We start from the raw sequence: 14,680 nt of genomic DNA on the forward strand, positions 1-14,680 counted from the left end.
TTATTTACAAATTGCCATCGAAAGGATCCCCCTTGAAGCACTGCGGGGACATGAAGTGAAGTACGCCCAAGGACAACCCATGGCGGACCAGGTAATCAATTGGCTGCTGTTATTGCGCTCCGGCAAGGCGACCGCCCAGGACTATAACGACTTCCTGGCGTGGCGCGCTGCCGACCCAGCCCACGAAAATGCCTGGCAGCAGCTGACCGGCTCGCTGGAAGGATCGACGTTCGGCCGGCTTGGCGACGCCTATCCCGCCGGTTACGCCACCGCTGGCCCCGCCATCCCGCCTCTCGCGGCCCCTCTCGGCCCCGCCATTGCGCCCCCTCGCCGCCGTTTCTTGGCCGGCGCGCTGGCGCTCGCCGGCACCGGAGCCTGCGCCGCCTACGTCGGCAATGCCTTCTATCCCCTGGGCAACGTGGCGGCGGATGCCGCCACCGCCACGGGCGAACGCCGCCGCTACGTGCTGTCCGACGGCAGCCAGCTGCTGCTGGACGCCCGCAGCCGCGTCAACCTGGACTTCACGCCTGCCTACCGCCAGGTCCGCCTGCTGGACGGCGCCGTGACGGTGTCCGTGGCGCCCGACGCGCGCCGCCCTTTCCTGGTCCAGACCGCGGAAGGCACGGTCCGCGCACTGGGCACCCGCTACATGGTGCGCCAGCAAGCCCAGCGCACCCTGGTGGTGGTGCATGAGCACGAGGTCGAGGTCGAAACCATGTCCGGCGCCCACGGCACCGTCCGCGCCGGCACCGGCGCCCGGTTCGACGCGGCCCGCATGGATACCCCGCGCGCCGAACTCATGGCCGAGGCCGCCTGGGAAGCCGGTTGGGTCGAAGCCCGCGGCCGCCCGCTGGCCGAAGTGATCGCCGCCCTGCGTCCCTACCGCAGCGGCACGCTGCGCGTGTCCATGGCCGCAGGCGGCCTGCCGGTATCCGGCCACTTCCCGCTGGATGACACCGATGCCGCGCTCGATACGCTGCGCGAAATCATGCCCATCCACGTCCGCCGCTTCACGCCCTGGTTCGTCTCCATCAGCGTCGCCACCTGACAACGCCGGCGTCCGCGCCGTGTCGCCAGAGCGGCTTCGTTGTATACTAAGCACGGTGTTTTTATCCAGTAGGCGCCACGGGTTTTCCTCAAACACATGAGGACCATCCGCAAGGGCTTTCCAGCCCAGGGAATTCCTCCCGCAGCGCCCCCGCCCGGTTGACGGGCGCTCCATCGGCTGATCAAACATTAAAAGCTTGCATTCCCGTAGGGACTTGCTACAATGTTCGACTTTGCCGAATTCAACTTATATAGCAACATGGCCAATACCGCCCAAGCCCGCAAGCGCGCTCGCCAATCCGTTGAGCGCAACAAGCACAATTCCAGCCTGCGCTCGATGCTGCGCACCGCCATCAAGCGCGTTCGCCAATCCATCGCCGCTGGCGACAAGGCTGCGGCTGGCGAAGTGTTCCAGAAGGCCTCCAGCGTGATCGATCGCGTGGCTGACAAGAACATCATCCACAAGAACAAGGCCGCTCGCCACAAGAGCCGCCTGGCTGCCGCCATCAAGGCGCTGGCCTAAGCCATTCTGCCGCCCTGTTTTCAGGGCGTCACGAATACGGCAAATGAAAAAGGATGCCCTTGGGCATCCTTTTTTGCATTTCCGCCCACCGCAAAGCCTCTAGTTTCCTGCGCCCACATCCATTCTTTGGACGCCCTACTCCCGACGCAGCTACAGCTGCGCCGCGATCCGCTCGGCGAAGAAATCGATGAATGCGCGCACCCGGGCAACCTCTGCCGAACGGGGCGGCCATAGCAGCGAAACGCTGCCCCGGTTTTCCGTGTAGTCCTCGAGCACCGGCCGCAGCCGGCCCGCCGCCACGTCTTCCTTTACCAGGTAACTGGGCACCTGCACGATCCCCAACCCGCCGATCGCCGCGGACGCCAGGGCCTCGCCATCATTCAATATGCTGGACGGCTTGAACACCCTGCCCGACGGCTCTCCCTTGAAGGCCCAGGTTTCCGTCCTGCCCGTAGTTGGAAACCGATAGTGGATGCAGCAATGCTCACTGAGATCCGCGGGCGTGCGCGGCGTGCCGCGCTGGGCCAGATAAGCAGGCGAAGCGCAAGTCGTGAACGCATGCGGGCCGATGTTGCGGGCCTGCAGTCTTGAATCCTCCAGCTCGCCCAGGCGCAATACGAGGTCGTATCCGTCCTCGATCACGTCGACGATCAGGTCGTCCAGGTTGATGTCCACCATCACCTCGGGAAAGCGCAAGTGGAAGTCGCTGAGCGCCGGCAACACGATCCTGCGGCCCATCACCGTGGGAACGCTGACCTTGAGCCGGCCCCGCGGCGCGTTCTGCACCAGCTGCAATTCCCGCTCCGCCTCCTGGAGATCCTTCAGGATCTTGCTGACATAGCGGTACAGAACCTCGCCTTCGCCCGTCGGCCCCAAAGAGCGGGTACTGCGATGCAACAATCGCACGCCCAGCTTTAGCTCCAGCCTTTCCACCGCCTTGCCCGCCGCTGAAGCGGACAAACCCAGCTTGCGCCCGGCCGCGGCAAAACTGCCGGACTCCACCGTGGCCGCGAAGGCCACCATTCCACTGAACGATTCGATCGAAAAGGTTCCGGACATATGTTCGCGACTCTAAAGACCGACACCCGTCTTCTGCCGGCGGCGGTACCGATGAATGATGCACCCAAATGGATGGCGAGCTGAACGCTGGCTCCAGCTGATCCGATCAGCCGTCGATGCGCTTGAACCTCCGATCCTGACACAAGCTCGGAATTCTTATGGGAGACCACAATGAATACAGGACTACGCCACCCTTTGGAGTCGGAAAATTCAGACTTCGAGCATGCTGCCTTCGACATCATCGTGGTGGGAGGCGGCTCGGCCGGAGCCGTGCTGGCCAGTCGCCTGAGCGAAGATCCGACCCGCCAAGTGCTGCTGATCGAGGCCGGCCGCGCCTATCCGCCCCACGCTTACCCCGACGCCGTCCGCGCCCAGAACATCATCGGCGGCGATGCCAAGCACGACTGGGGATATGCATCCCTGCCAGGCTGGGGCGGAAAATCCTTCCCGGTTCCGCGGGGCAAGGTGCTGGGCGGCTCCTCGGCCGTGAATGCCGGCGTCTGGATGCGGGCGCCCGCAGCCGACTTCGAGCGCTGGACCCGGGCAGGACTGCCACATTGGTCCATCGCCGACGCGCTGCCGTTCTTCCGCGGCAGCGAATGGACCGCCTCGGGCGCGGACCAATGCCACGGCCGCTCCGGCCCGGAACCGGTGCACCAGCTGCACGACGACGAGATCTCCGACATGCAGCATGCGTTCGTGGTGTCGGCCCAGATGGCGGGTCACCCCCGCGTCCAGGATTTCAATGGCGACTCGCCTTTCGGCGTCGGCCCCTACCCGATGAACAACCGCATGGGCCAACGGCTGAACACGGGCATGACCTACCTGTCGGACCTGGTGCGCGCCCGGCCCAACCTGACGATCTACAGTGAAACGCTGGCTGACCGCGTCGATATCAGCGATGGCCGGGCGCGGGGCGTGATCCTGGCCGATGGCGAGCGGATCGAAGCCGGCGAAGTCGTGCTCGCGGCCGGAACGTATGGATCGGCAGCCATCCTGCTTCGCTCCGGCATCGGGCCGGCGGCGGACCTCAAGGCTCTGGACATCCCCGTTATCGCCGATCTGCCGGTCGGCCTGCGGCTGCAGGAGCATCCCTTCTACTACACCGTCTGGGCCGCGCATCCCGAACGGCTGGGGCTTCCCATCCCGCCGGTCGGCGCCATTCTGTGGACCCAGTCATCCGAAGCCGGCCCGGGCGACGGCGACCTGCACGTCAGCGCCGTGCACTACGGCGATCCCGCCGACTCGCCCACCGGCGCGATCTTCATGCTGGCCCTGGCGCTGACCCGTCCCAGCTCCACTGGCACCCTCAAGCTGCGGGACCGCGATCCCCGTACCGCGCCGCTCATCGACCTCAACATCCTCGGGACCGCGCGCGATCGGGAACTGATGGTCGAAGGCATCCAACTGATCCGGCGGATCGCGAGCCAGGGTCCGCTGTCCGAGATCATCGCCCAGGAACTCATACCCGGCCCGGCCGCTGCGGACGCCGCCGCGCTGGAAGCCGCCCTCCCTGCGGCGCTGGACATCTATCACCACCCGACCTCGACCGCCCCCATGGGCGGCGACGGCGATCCCGCCGCGGTAACGGACTATCAGGGGCGCGTGCGCGGCATCGCCGGCCTGCGGGTCGCGGACGCTTCCTGTTTCCCGGACATTCCCTCGGTCGCCACCAATCCCACCGTAGTCATGCTGGCCGAGCGCATCAGCAACTGGATCAAGGACACGGAGACCTGACCATGAACGATGCCGCAAACACCGCCTGGTCCCGCAAGGCCTACAACTGGATCGGAGGCGTCCAGCTCTCCGAAGGCGCCTTGAGGGAATCGATCGACCCTGCCACCTACAACATCATCGGCCACTACCCCGACAATGGCCTGCAAGCGGCAAGTTCGGCCGTCGCGGCCGCCGTGCGCGCCTTCCGCACGACGCCGTGGGCGCATGACCACGAACTGCGCGCCCGCGTCCTGGAGCAACTGGCGCGCGCCTTCGAGCGCAACCGCGACCGGTTGCTGGATATCCTCTCGCTCGAAAACGGCAAGATCAAGGGCGAAGCCGGCTTCGAACTCGACATGATTCCAAGCAAGCTGCGCTACGCGGCCGCCGCCGCCCTGCTCGAAAGCGGCCGGGCGCTGACGCCCAGGCCTGGCAGCATCTCCATGGTCCTGCGCCAACCCATGGGCGTGGCGGCCGTGATCGCGCCCTGGAATTCGCCGGCGGTGCTGACGATACGGTCGCTGGCGCCGGCCCTGGCGGCGGGATGCACGGCGGTCGTCAAGCTGCCCGGCCAAGTGGCGCAGACGGCCAGCTTCATGGCCGAAATCATGTCCGAAGCTGAGGATCTGCCGGACGGCGTGGTCAATCTGTTCTTCGAAAGCGGACCCGAAGGCTCCGCCTATCTCGTGGACTCGCCCGAGGTTCCCGTCATCAGCTTCACCGGCTCCACCCGCACCGGCCGCGCGATCAGCGGCGCCGGCGCCAGGCACTTGAAGCGCTTCGGCATGGAACTCGGCGGCAAGACTCCCATGATCCTGTTCGATGACGCGGACGTGGACGCGGCGTTGCCCGTGCTTGAAAAGGCATTGACTGTCTTCAGCGGCCAGTTCTGCATGACCGGCTCCCGCTTGCTGGTTCAGGACGGCATCTACGCGGCGGTCCGCGACGGACTCGCCAGCCGGCTGCGCCAGGTCAAGGTCGGCCCGGCTGCCGATCCGGACAGCGATATGGGTCCGTTGATCGACCGCGCCAGCGTCGAACGCGTCGACCATGCGGTCGTCCTTGCGATCGCGGCGGGCGCCACGGCGGTCGAACGCGGCGGGCCGGTGAACAGCGGCCCGCTGGCCAGCGGCGCCTTCTACCGCCCCACCCTGCTGGAAGTGACCGACAACAGCCTGGCCATCGTCCAGCAAGAAACCTTCGGCCCGGTGCTGACGATCCAGCGCTTTGCCAATGAGGCCGAAGCCATACGCCTGGCCAACGACAGCGAGTACGGCCTGGCCGCCAGCGTCTGGACCCGCGACGTAGAGCGGTCGCTGCGCGTCGCGCAAGCCATCGACGCGGGTTCGGTATGGATCAACGACTGGGCCAAGGTCTACGACGGCACCGAGGAAGGCGGCTTCAAACAGTCCGGACTGGGACGCCTGAACGGCGTGGCCGCGCTGGAAGACTTCATCGAGTACAAGCACATCGCACTCAAATCCGGCCTCGGGTAATGCCGACGAACCGGAACATCCATTAGAAGAAGGGAGGCAACCATGCCGGATTCCACCGCCGCAAAGCTGATCGACGCGCTCCATGCGGGCGCGGAGGTCCCGCCAGGCTGCCGCGTCAATCACGCGCGCGGACTGCTTGTTGAAGGCAGATTCCTTGGCGTGCCCCGGGCAGCGCAATTCTGCGCTTCGCCCATGTTCAACGACGCGGAGCAGCCGCTCCTCGTCCGGTTCTCAGACTCCGGCCCCGACCCGCGGATCCGCCAGGACAGTCCGCAAGCCGAACCGCGCGGCTTGGCCGTGCGTATCGGGCAGGATTCCCAGTTGGTGCTGGTCGGCCACTCGATCGAAGGCTTCCCCGCGCAAGACCCGCAGACGTTTCTTGCATTCATACAGGCCTTGAACACGCAGCACGCGGCCCCTGAATCGCTGCAAGCCCACCTGGCGGCCAATGCGCCGGCGCAACGCTTCGGCCAACTGCAGCAAGACACCCTGCCCACGGGCTACGCCTCCCGCAGCTATCACATGCTTCATTCGTACCGCCTGACCGCCGCGGATGGCGGGACGCGAACTGGCAGGCTGACGATCCGGGGCAGGAACGCCGATGGCGCTCACAAGGCCCTGAACGGTCGGAACTGCATGGACGAGGCCTTGCGCCACGCAATGGAGGCGGGCCCGGTGGCGCTGGAACTGGCGTTCACTCCGGCGCCGGAAGGAGGCGCGACGAACGACCCGTCCGCTGGCTGGCCCGAACACGGCGGCTCGATGCTCCTGGGATACCTGATGCTGGAACGCCTTGCGCCAGATCAGGACGCGCAACGCACCCTGGTGTTCGACCCATCCATCCTGCCTGCAGGCATCGAGTTTGTGGGCGACCCGCTGCTGAAGGCGCGCCTGCTGGCCTACCGGCTGGCGGCAGAACGACGACTGCGCGGCATTTCCTGATCCAGGCCTGACGCCAGGCGGCTCCGGGCTGCCGCTGCCGCCTCGCGCAATGACGCCATCAGCCCGCCCACCAGCGGATTGCCTGGCCGATGCTCAGGAAACACCACGCTGACCCGGAACGGAAACGAGCGCGCCAAGGGACGGATATGCAGGCCCCGGCCGGCAAAGTCCAGCGCGGTCAGCGGATTCACGATGGCCAGGCCCAAGCCCTGCCGCACGAAGGTGCACACGGACACGGCGGTCGTCGTCTCGACGATGGACCGCCGCAGCACGCCGGCTTCGGCAAAAGCTTCGTCGATCTGGATGCGGTAGGGATCGCTGGAAGACAGGCTGACGAACGCCTGCCCTGCGAAATCCGCCAGTTCTATGCGCTGCCTGCCCAGGAGCGCATGAGCATCGGGCAGCACGCAGACCTCGTCCACTTCCAGCAACAGCTCCACGCGCGTGCCGGCCGGCGCCGCATCGTGTTCGGTCAGGCCCAGGTCGTAGCGCTGGGCGCTCAGCCATTCCTCCAGGAAGGGCGATTCCTGCGTTTCCAGCATCAGGCTCACCCCGGGATGGCGCTCGTGGAAGCGCCGGAATGCATCCGGCAGGATGGAATGGGAAAAGACCGGCAAAGCGATCACCGACAACTGCCCGCCCTGGTAGGCCCGCAGGCGGGCGGCAGCCGAGGCCACCCGCTCCAGGCCCGCGTAGGACTGACGGACCTCGTCGAACAGCGCCAGGCCCGGCATGGTGGGCCGCAGCCGCCCCGCCACGCGGTCGAACAGCGTGAAGCCTATGCCCTGCTCCAGGCGCGCCAGCTCGCGGCTGACGGTCGGCTGGGACGACCCCAGCAGTTCGGCCGCCTTGGTCACGCTGCCGGCGATCATGACCGCGCGGAAGACTTCGATTTGCCGGTGCGTCAGCATCGCCTACTCATATCAAAAATGAATCGATCAAGGAAATTTAAGCATTTTACTGGATGACCAAAGCCGGGCATCATGCCGCCTTGTTTTCACTTCCACCAACAAGGTTTCGCCCGCCATGGCCTTCGATCCGCGCCAACTCACCCAACTCGCCGCCGAGCACGGCACGCCGCTTTGGGTGTACGACGCCGCCGTCATCCGTGAACGCATCGCGCAACTGCGCCGCTTCGACACCATCCGCTATGCGCAGAAGGCCTGCTCCAACCTGCACATCCTGCGCCTGGTGCGCGCCGAGGGCGCCGTGGTGGACGCCGTCTCGCTGGGCGAGATCGAGCGCAGCCTGGCCGCCGGCTTCCAGCCCCAGGGGGAGCCGGAAGGCATCGTCTTCACCGCGGACCTGATCGACCACGCCACGCTGGCCGCCGTGCTCAAGCACGGCATCACCGTCAACGCCGGTTCCCTGGACATGCTGGCCCGCGTCGGCCAGGCCTCGCCCGGCCATCGCGTCTGGCTGCGCATCAACCCGGGCTTCGGTCACGGCCATAGCAACAAGACCAACACCGGCGGCCCGCAGAGCAAGCACGGCATCTGGATCGGCGACGTGGCCGCAGCCATGGCCATCGTGCGCCGCCACGGCCTGAAGCTGGTCGGCATCCACATGCATATCGGCTCGGGCGTGGACTACGCCCACCTGTCCAGCGTGTGCGACGCCATGGTCGACGTGGTCGCCTCGCTGGACCACGACATCGAAGCCATTTCCGCGGGCGGCGGCCTGTCCATCCCGTACCGCGAAGGCGACGCCCGCATCGACTGCGACCACTACTTTGAACAATGGGACGCGGCGCGCCGGCGCATCGCCGAGCGCCTGGGCCATGAGATCCGCCTGGAAATCGAGCCGGGCCGCTTCCTGGTCGCCGAGGCCGGCGCGCTGGTGTCGGAGGTGCATTCGATCAACCGCCGTCCGGAGCGCGATTTCGTGCTGGTCGACGCCGGCTTCAACGACCTGATGCGTCCGGCCATGTACGGCAGCTATCACCAGATTTCGGTGCACGCGCCCGACGGCAGCCGGCCGCAAGGCGCGGCCGAGACCCGCATCGCCGTGGCCGGCCCGCTGTGCGAATCGGGCGACGTGTTCACCCAGGACGCCGGCGGCGTGGTGTCGGACCAGTTGCTGCCGCAGCCGCGCATCGGCGATTTCCTGGTGTTCCACGACGCGGGCGCCTATGGCTCGTCGATGTCCTCGAACTACAACAGCCGCCCGCTGGCGCCGGAAGTGCTGCTGGACAACGGCGCGGCGCGGCTGATCCGCCGCCGCCAGACGATAGGCGAGCTGCTGGCGCTGGAAGAGGCCTGAGCCTCGTCAGGTCGGGAACGCCTCGCGCAAGGCAAAGGTCGCCTGCTTGAACACGCCCAGGTCGGTGCCCACCGCCACGAAGTGCATGCCCATGTCCAGGTAGCGCCGTGCATCCGCATGCACCGGCGCCAGGATGCCCACGGCCTTGCCCTGGGCCGACACCCGCTGGTACAGATGGCGGATGGCCTCCTGGACTTCCGGATGGCCGGGATTGCCGATATGGCCCAGCGCCGCGGCCAGGTCGGACGGTCCGATGAACACGCCGTCCACGCCCTCCACGGAGGCAATCTCGTCCACGGCATCGATGCCCGGGCGGCTTTCTATCTGCAGCAGTACGCAGATGTTGTCGTTGATGGTGTGCAGGTAGTCCGGCACCGTGCCATAACGGTTGCTGCGCTGGGCGCCCGCCACGCCGCGCATGCCCTGCGGCGGATAGCGCGTGGCGGCCACGGCCCGACGCGCGTCCTCTTCGGATTCGATGAACGGAATCAACAGGTTGTAGAAACCGATATCCAGCAGCCGCTTGATCTCCACCGGGTCGTTCCACGACGGCCGGCCCACGGCAGCGCTGGCGCTGCCCTGCAGGGCCTGCAGCTGCTGCAGGAACATCGGCACCTCGTTGGGCGAGTGCTCGCCGTCCAGCAGCAGCCAGTCGAAATTGGCCAGCCCCACGAGCTCGGCCGTGATGTGGCTGGACATGCACATCCAGAATCCGATGAGCCGTTCGCGCGCCAGGATGCGTTGCCGGAAACGGTTGGGTAAGGGTGAGTTCATTGCCGTCTTCACTTCATCAAAAAAACAGGTCAGGCCGGGCCCGCAAGCCCGGCCGCGCATTCAATCCACGCATTCAATCCATTTTTGCGCCCGAGGCCTTGGCCGCCTTGCCCCACTTCGCGATCTCGTTATCCACGAACGCCGAGAACGACTTCGGGTCGTCGGCCACCACCACGAACCCCACGCTCTCCAGCTTCTGCCGGATCTCGGGCGAAGACAGCGCCTTCACCGTCGCCTGGTTCAGGCGCTGGATCACGGCGGGCGGCGTCTTTGCCGGCGCCGACAAGCCAAACCAGGACTCGGCCGAAAAACCCGGATAGCCCGATTCCGCCACCGTCGGCGTATCGGGATAGGCGGGATTGCGCTTGGCGCTGGCCACGGCCAATGCGCGCAGCTTGCCCGAAGTGACCTGCGGCAGCAGCGTGTCCTGGTTCAGGAACATGACCTGCACGCGGCCCCCGATCATGTCGGTGATGGCGGCAGCGCCGCCCTTGTAAGGCACGTGCACCAGATCGATCTTGGCGTCCTGCTTCAGCATCTCCATGGCCAGATGGCCCGACGAGCCGCTGCCCGAACTCGCATGCGTGTACTTGCCCGGGTTCTCGCGCGCCAGCTTGATGAACTCGGCGAAGGTCTTGCCCGGAAAGTCGTTGTTGGCGACCAGCACATTGGGCCCAGTCGCCAGCAGCGAGATGTGCGCGAAGTCGCTGTCGCGGTAAGGCATGTTCTGGTAGACCGCATAGCTGATGGCGTTGGAGCCCACGCCCGACAGCAGCAGGGTGTAGCCGTCAGGCTCGGCCTTGGCCACCATGTCGGAGCCGATATTGCCATTGGCGCCGCCCTTGTTCTCCACCACCACGGTCTGGCCCAGTTCCTTGGACAGCTCGGCCGCCAGCAGGCGGCCCACCGAATCGGTGCTGCCGCCCGCCGGAAACGGCACCACCAGCTTGATTTGCTTGGCGGGCCAGTCCGCGCCCTGCGCCATCAGCATGCCTGGCAGCACGGCCAGCGCCCCCGCGGCCGCCAGGATGGCCAAGCGTGCGCGCGCCGCCGGTTTCTTCTGTTGCATGGTTGTCTCCTCTGTGGGTTTTTTAGTATGTGCGCCCGGTGTCCGGGTCAGTGGATTTCAGGCTCGCCCGCGGCCGGAGCGCGCGTTTCAGTCTGAAGAAAATCGAAATCGCAGCCCGTGTCGGCCTGGCCGATGTGCTTGAGGTACAGCACGCCGTAGCCGCGCTCGAAACGCGGCGGCGGCGCCTGCCAGGCGGCGCGGCGCGCGGCCAATTCCTCGTCGGACACCAGCAGTTCCAGGCGCCGCGCCGGCACGTCCAGCGTGATGCGGTCGCCGTCCCGTACCAGCGCCAGCGGGCCGCCCACATAGGCTTCGGGCGCCACGTGCAGCACACAGGCGCCGTAACTGGTGCCGCTCATGCGCGCGTCCGAGATGCGCACCATGTCGCGCACGCCCTGCTTCAGGAGCTTCTGCGGAATCGGCAGCTGGCCCCATTCCGGCATGCCGGGCGCGCCCTGCGGCCCCGCGTTCTGCAGCACGATGACGCTGTCGGCGTCCACGTCCAGATCGGGGTCGTCGATGCGCGCGGCCATGTCGTTGTAGTCTTTGAAGACCACCGCGCGGCCCGTGTGCACCTGCAGATGCGCCTCCATCGCGGGCGGCTTGATCACCGCGCCGTCGGGCGCCAGGTTGCCGCGCAGCACCGCCAGCCCGTCGCGCTCGATCAGCGCCTGCGCGCGCGGCCGGATCACGTCTTCATTGAAGATGCGCGCGCCCGCGATGTTCTCGCCCAGCGTGCGGCCGTCCACGGTGCGCTGGGTCGTGTCCAGCAGGTCGCCCAGCTGCACCAGCATGGCGCGCAGGCCGCCCGCGTAATAGAAGTCTTCCATCAGGTACTTGCCGGCCGGCCGCAGATTGGCCAGTACCGGCGTGGTGCGCGCCAGGTGATCGAAGCGGTCCAGGTCCAGTCCGAAGCCGCTGCGGCGCGCCATGGCGATCAGGTGTACCACCGAATTGGTCGAGCCGGACAGCGCCAGCACCGTGCGCACGGCGTTGTCGAAAGACGCGGCGGTCAGCAGGTCCGACGGCTTCAGGTCTTCCCACACCATCTCCACGATGCGCTTGCCGGTCAGGCTGGCCATCTGCGCGTGGCGCGAGTCCGGCGCCGGGATCGACGAGGCGCCCGACAGGCACAGGCCCAGCGCCTCGACCGCGCCCGTCATGGTGGACGCGGTGCCCATGGTCATGCAGTGGCCGGGCGAGCGGGCGATGCCGTCCTCCACGCCTTGCCAGTCTTCCTCGGTGATGTTGCCGGCGCGCAGCTCGGCCCAGTACTTCCAGGTGTCCGAGCCCGAGCCCAGGGTGTTGCCGTTCCAGTTGCCGCGCAGCATGGGGCCGGCCGGCATGAAGATAGTGGGCAGGTCCATGGACACCGCGCCCATCAGCAGCGCGGGCGTGGTCTTGTCGCAGCCGCCCATCAACACGCAGCCGTCCGCGGGGTAGGAGCGCAGCAGCTCTTCGGTCTCCATCGCCAGCAGGTTGCGGTAGAGCATGGTGGTCGGCTTCTGGAAGGGTTCCGACAGGCTCATGGCGGGCATTTCCACCGGGAAGCCGCCCGCCTGCCAGATGCCGCGCTTGACCTCTTCCACGCGCTGCTTGAAATGGCTGTGACAGGGATTGATGTCGCTCCAGGTATTGATGATGGCGATCACCGGCTTGCCGGCGTAGTCCGAGCGGTGATAGCCCATCTGCGCGGTGCGCGAACGGTGGCCGAACGAGCGCAGGTCGCGCACGCCGTACCAGCGGTGGCTGCGCAGTTCTTCGGGTTTCTTGCGCTTGGTTGAATTGCTCATGTCTCTGTTCCTGTGCTCTTGGGCAAGGGTTTATAGGGAAAACGGGATCACGCCGCGTCCAGCAGATAGGGCGTGCCGGCGCGCTCGCAGATGGCGCGCAGGCGTTCGGCCAGCGCGACAGGGATGGGGATGCCCTCGCGCAGCCGGCGCGCGCGCTCGGCGGCCTCGGGCTCGCCCGCCACCAGCACCGGCTCGTCGGGATGGGCGGGCGGCGTATCGTGCATGGCGTCGATCATGTCGTCCATGTCGGACTCGAACGAGCCCGCCGCGCGAAAGGCGTCGGGGTTCAGGGCCAGGAAGAAATGGCCCACGTCGTCGGGTTCGCCGGGACGGCGGGTCGGGGCGCGGCGCGCGGCGAAGGCGCTGCCGCTGAGCGTGCCGCCCAGGATCTGCGCCATCATCGCCAGGCCGTAGCCCTTGTGGCTGCTCATGGCGGCAGTGCCGCCCAGCGGCGTCAGGCCGCCCTCGGGATGCTTGAAGATGAATTGCATGGCGGCCGCCGCATCGGTGACCGCGCCGCCCTGCCCGTCCACCGCCCAGCCCGGCGGCAGCGGCTGGTCAAGGAAGTCGTAGACCTTGACCTTGTTGGCGGCGACGGTGGTGGTCGCCATGTCCAGCAGAAAGGGTTCGTTGTAGGCCGCCGGCGCGCCGAAGGCGATGGGGTTGGTGCCCAGCATGGGCATGGCGCCGCGCGTGGGCACCATGATGACGCCGTTGGCGCTGCTGGTCACCAGTCCGACCACGCCGCGCTCGACCGCGATGCGCGCATAGACCCCGGCCGCGCCGAAGTGATGCGAATTGCAGACCGACACGGCGCCCACGCCGTGCTCCAAAGCCTTGTCCACCGCCAGGTTCATGGCCTGCGCCGCCACCGGATAGCCCAGGCCGCCCATGCCGTCGATCAGCGCGCTGGCGCCGCCGTCGCGCAGGATGCGCGGCCTGGCGTCCAGCCGCAGGGTGCCGGCGCGCAGCTTGTCCTCGTATGCCGGCAGCATGGAGATGCCGTGCGAATCGATGCCCAGCAGGTCGGTGCGCGCCATCAGGCCCGCAGTGACGTGCGCCAGGTCCTGCGCCATGCCCCAGGCCATCAGCACCTGCAGGATCTGCTCGCGGACCTGCTCCACCGGCGCTTGCACCGCGATATTCCCTTGCACTCTGGTCTCCTGTAGTTTTGATTCGATCGCAGCGGGCAGACGGAAGGGATCAATCGCGCTCGCGGTCCACCAGCCGGTGCCGCGCCTGGCCCAGATGGAACTGCATGGCGACGCGGGCGCGCTCGCTGTCCTGTTCGCGAATGGCGTCCAGGATCGCGGCATGCTCGTCCACCACGCGCTGCGCACGCTGGCGCGAACCGGTGCGGGTCAGGTTCAAGGTGAGCCGCATGAAGCCGCTGATGGATTCGTGGATGCTCTCCAGCACGCCCAGATAGAAGTCGTTGCCGCTGGCTTCGGCGATGCTGGCATGGAAGGCCAGGTCGGCCTCGGCCGACACCTGGCCGCGCGCCAGGCTGTCGGCGAAGGCCGCGTGCGCGTCCGCGATCTTCCTGAGCTGCTCATCGGTGCGGCGCAGCGCCGCCAGGCGCGCGGCGTCGCCCTCCAGCGCCACCCGGACCTCCTGGGCGCGCAGGTAGGCGCTGACGTTCTGCACGTCGTTGAAGGTCTTCAGGCGCGGCGCGGGCGCATGGCTGACAAAGGTGCCCAGCCCCTGGTGCGCGGTGATCAGGCCGTCGGCGCGCAGGCGCAGCAGCGCTTCGCGCACCACCGGACGCGAAACGCCGAAGCGTTCGGAGATTTCGTTCTCGGATGGCAGCTTGTCGCCCACGTTCAGCCCGCCGGAGACGATCTGCTCGAAGATCTGGCCGTACAGCTGATCCGCCAGCCGCACCCGGTGCCCGCGTTCGAGCACCAGCGCGCCCGCGGCATCGTGTTCGGCGGGCGCCTGCGGCGCGGGCGCGGGTGTTGCTTTGGGTCGGGCCACGAAACCTCCTCGATGCTATGGC

The 14,680-nt window shown here is 67.2% G+C and carries 13 protein-coding genes; 6 read left to right on the forward strand and 7 right to left on the reverse strand.

What is annotated here, in order from left to right; all coding sequences use genetic code 11:
* The first annotated feature begins 79 nt into the window (after positions 1 to 79).
* Both N5C88_RS07270 and rpsT read left to right on the forward strand, forming a co-directional pair.
* Entirely contained in the window at positions 80 to 1,048 is a 969-nt protein-coding gene (locus N5C88_RS07270) for a FecR domain-containing protein (RefSeq protein ID WP_059379890.1), read from the forward strand.
* Positions 1,049 to 1,306: 258 nt separating this feature from the next.
* Positions 1,307 to 1,570 carry a 30S ribosomal protein S20 gene (gene rpsT / locus N5C88_RS07275; RefSeq protein ID WP_006396042.1) on the forward strand — a complete coding sequence of 88 codons (264 nt, stop codon included), beginning with the start codon at positions 1,307 to 1,309 and terminating at the stop codon, positions 1,568 to 1,570.
* Between the two features lie 150 nt (positions 1,571 to 1,720).
* Here rpsT and N5C88_RS07280 read toward each other — a convergent pair whose 3' ends face one another.
* On the reverse strand, positions 1,721 to 2,629 hold the full coding sequence (locus tag N5C88_RS07280; protein WP_280015043.1) for a LysR family transcriptional regulator: 909 nt from the start codon (positions 2,627 to 2,629) through the stop codon (positions 1,721 to 1,723).
* A gap of 171 nt (positions 2,630 to 2,800) precedes the next feature.
* Between N5C88_RS07280 and N5C88_RS07285 the strand changes: the two genes are divergently transcribed.
* The 3 genes from N5C88_RS07285 to N5C88_RS07295 are packed head-to-tail and all read left to right on the forward strand — an operon-like array spanning position 2,801 to position 6,783.
* Positions 2,801 to 4,366, forward strand: coding sequence for a GMC family oxidoreductase N-terminal domain-containing protein (locus tag N5C88_RS07285; RefSeq protein WP_280015044.1), 1,566 nt, complete (start codon positions 2,801 to 2,803; stop codon positions 4,364 to 4,366).
* A gap of 2 nt (positions 4,367 to 4,368) precedes the next feature.
* On the forward strand, positions 4,369 to 5,841 hold the full coding sequence (locus N5C88_RS07290; RefSeq protein ID WP_280015045.1) for an aldehyde dehydrogenase family protein: 1,473 nt from the start codon (positions 4,369 to 4,371) through the stop codon (positions 5,839 to 5,841).
* 42 nt (positions 5,842 to 5,883) lie between these two features.
* Positions 5,884 to 6,783 (forward strand): catalase, encoded by a 900-nt coding sequence (locus N5C88_RS07295; protein ID WP_280015046.1) that lies wholly within the window; start codon positions 5,884 to 5,886, stop codon positions 6,781 to 6,783.
* On the opposite strand, the gene N5C88_RS07300 is transcribed toward N5C88_RS07295, so the two are convergent.
* Positions 6,741 to 7,694, reverse strand: coding sequence for a LysR family transcriptional regulator (locus N5C88_RS07300; RefSeq protein ID WP_280015047.1), 954 nt, complete (start codon positions 7,692 to 7,694; stop codon positions 6,741 to 6,743). The genes N5C88_RS07295 and N5C88_RS07300 overlap by 43 nt on opposite strands.
* 115 nt (positions 7,695 to 7,809) lie before the next feature.
* Here N5C88_RS07300 and lysA point away from each other — a divergent pair, with 115 nt between their 5' ends.
* Positions 7,810 to 9,045 carry a diaminopimelate decarboxylase gene (lysA, locus tag N5C88_RS07305; protein WP_280015048.1) on the forward strand — a complete coding sequence of 412 codons (1,236 nt, stop codon included), beginning with the start codon at positions 7,810 to 7,812 and terminating at the stop codon, positions 9,043 to 9,045.
* Positions 9,046 to 9,051: 6 nt separating this feature from the next.
* Here the strand turns inward: lysA and garL are convergent, their stop codons facing one another.
* From garL to N5C88_RS07330, 5 genes are all read right to left on the reverse strand, one after another.
* Positions 9,052 to 9,819: a 2-dehydro-3-deoxyglucarate aldolase gene (garL, locus tag N5C88_RS07310; protein WP_041655817.1), complete on the reverse strand. Its 768-nt coding sequence runs from the start codon at positions 9,817 to 9,819 to the stop codon at positions 9,052 to 9,054.
* A gap of 73 nt (positions 9,820 to 9,892) precedes the next feature.
* Positions 9,893 to 10,888, reverse strand: a complete 996-nt coding sequence (locus N5C88_RS07315) for a tripartite tricarboxylate transporter substrate binding protein (RefSeq protein WP_118932819.1) — start codon at positions 10,886 to 10,888, stop codon at positions 9,893 to 9,895.
* Positions 10,889 to 10,935: 47 nt separating this feature from the next.
* On the reverse strand, positions 10,936 to 12,681 hold the full coding sequence (araD, locus tag N5C88_RS07320) for an L-arabinonate dehydratase (RefSeq protein WP_280015049.1): 1,746 nt from the start codon (positions 12,679 to 12,681) through the stop codon (positions 10,936 to 10,938).
* Positions 12,682 to 12,728: 47 nt separating this feature from the next.
* A complete protein-coding gene (locus N5C88_RS07325) occupies positions 12,729 to 13,835 on the reverse strand; it encodes an Ldh family oxidoreductase (RefSeq protein ID WP_280015050.1) in 1,107 nt (368 codons plus the stop codon).
* Between the two features lie 49 nt (positions 13,836 to 13,884).
* A complete protein-coding gene (locus tag N5C88_RS07330) occupies positions 13,885 to 14,589 on the reverse strand; it encodes a FadR/GntR family transcriptional regulator (protein ID WP_041654020.1) in 705 nt (234 codons plus the stop codon).
* Positions 14,590 to 14,680: the final 91 nt, after the last annotated feature.

Source organism: Achromobacter sp. GD03932 (assembly GCF_029839485.1).
GTDB lineage: Bacteria > Pseudomonadota > Gammaproteobacteria > Burkholderiales > Burkholderiaceae_B > Achromobacter > Achromobacter bronchisepticus_A.

What these genes read in the sequence shown, in the direction of transcription:
- N5C88_RS07300 (WP_280015047.1), bottom strand. Translation starts at nt 7,694, where the DNA reads ATGCTGACGCACCGGCAAATCGAAGTCTTCCGCGCGGTCATGATCGCC.
- garL (WP_041655817.1), bottom strand. Translation starts at nt 9,819, where the DNA reads ATGAACTCACCCTTACCCAACCGTTTCCGGCAACGCATCCTGGCGCGC.
- araD (WP_280015049.1), bottom strand. Translation starts at nt 12,681, where the DNA reads ATGAGCAATTCAACCAAGCGCAAGAAACCCGAAGAACTGCGCAGCCAC.
- N5C88_RS07280 (WP_280015043.1), bottom strand. Translation starts at nt 2,629, where the DNA reads ATGTCCGGAACCTTTTCGATCGAATCGTTCAGTGGAATGGTGGCCTTC.
- lysA (WP_280015048.1), top strand. Translation starts at nt 7,810, where the DNA reads ATGGCCTTCGATCCGCGCCAACTCACCCAACTCGCCGCCGAGCACGGC.
- N5C88_RS07295 (WP_280015046.1), top strand. Translation starts at nt 5,884, where the DNA reads ATGCCGGATTCCACCGCCGCAAAGCTGATCGACGCGCTCCATGCGGGC.
- N5C88_RS07290 (WP_280015045.1), top strand. Translation starts at nt 4,369, where the DNA reads ATGAACGATGCCGCAAACACCGCCTGGTCCCGCAAGGCCTACAACTGG.
- rpsT (WP_006396042.1), top strand. Translation starts at nt 1,307, where the DNA reads ATGGCCAATACCGCCCAAGCCCGCAAGCGCGCTCGCCAATCCGTTGAG.
- N5C88_RS07270 (WP_059379890.1), top strand. Translation starts at nt 80, where the DNA reads ATGGCGGACCAGGTAATCAATTGGCTGCTGTTATTGCGCTCCGGCAAG.
- N5C88_RS07315 (WP_118932819.1), bottom strand. Translation starts at nt 10,888, where the DNA reads ATGCAACAGAAGAAACCGGCGGCGCGCGCACGCTTGGCCATCCTGGCG.
- N5C88_RS07285 (WP_280015044.1), top strand. Translation starts at nt 2,801, where the DNA reads ATGAATACAGGACTACGCCACCCTTTGGAGTCGGAAAATTCAGACTTC.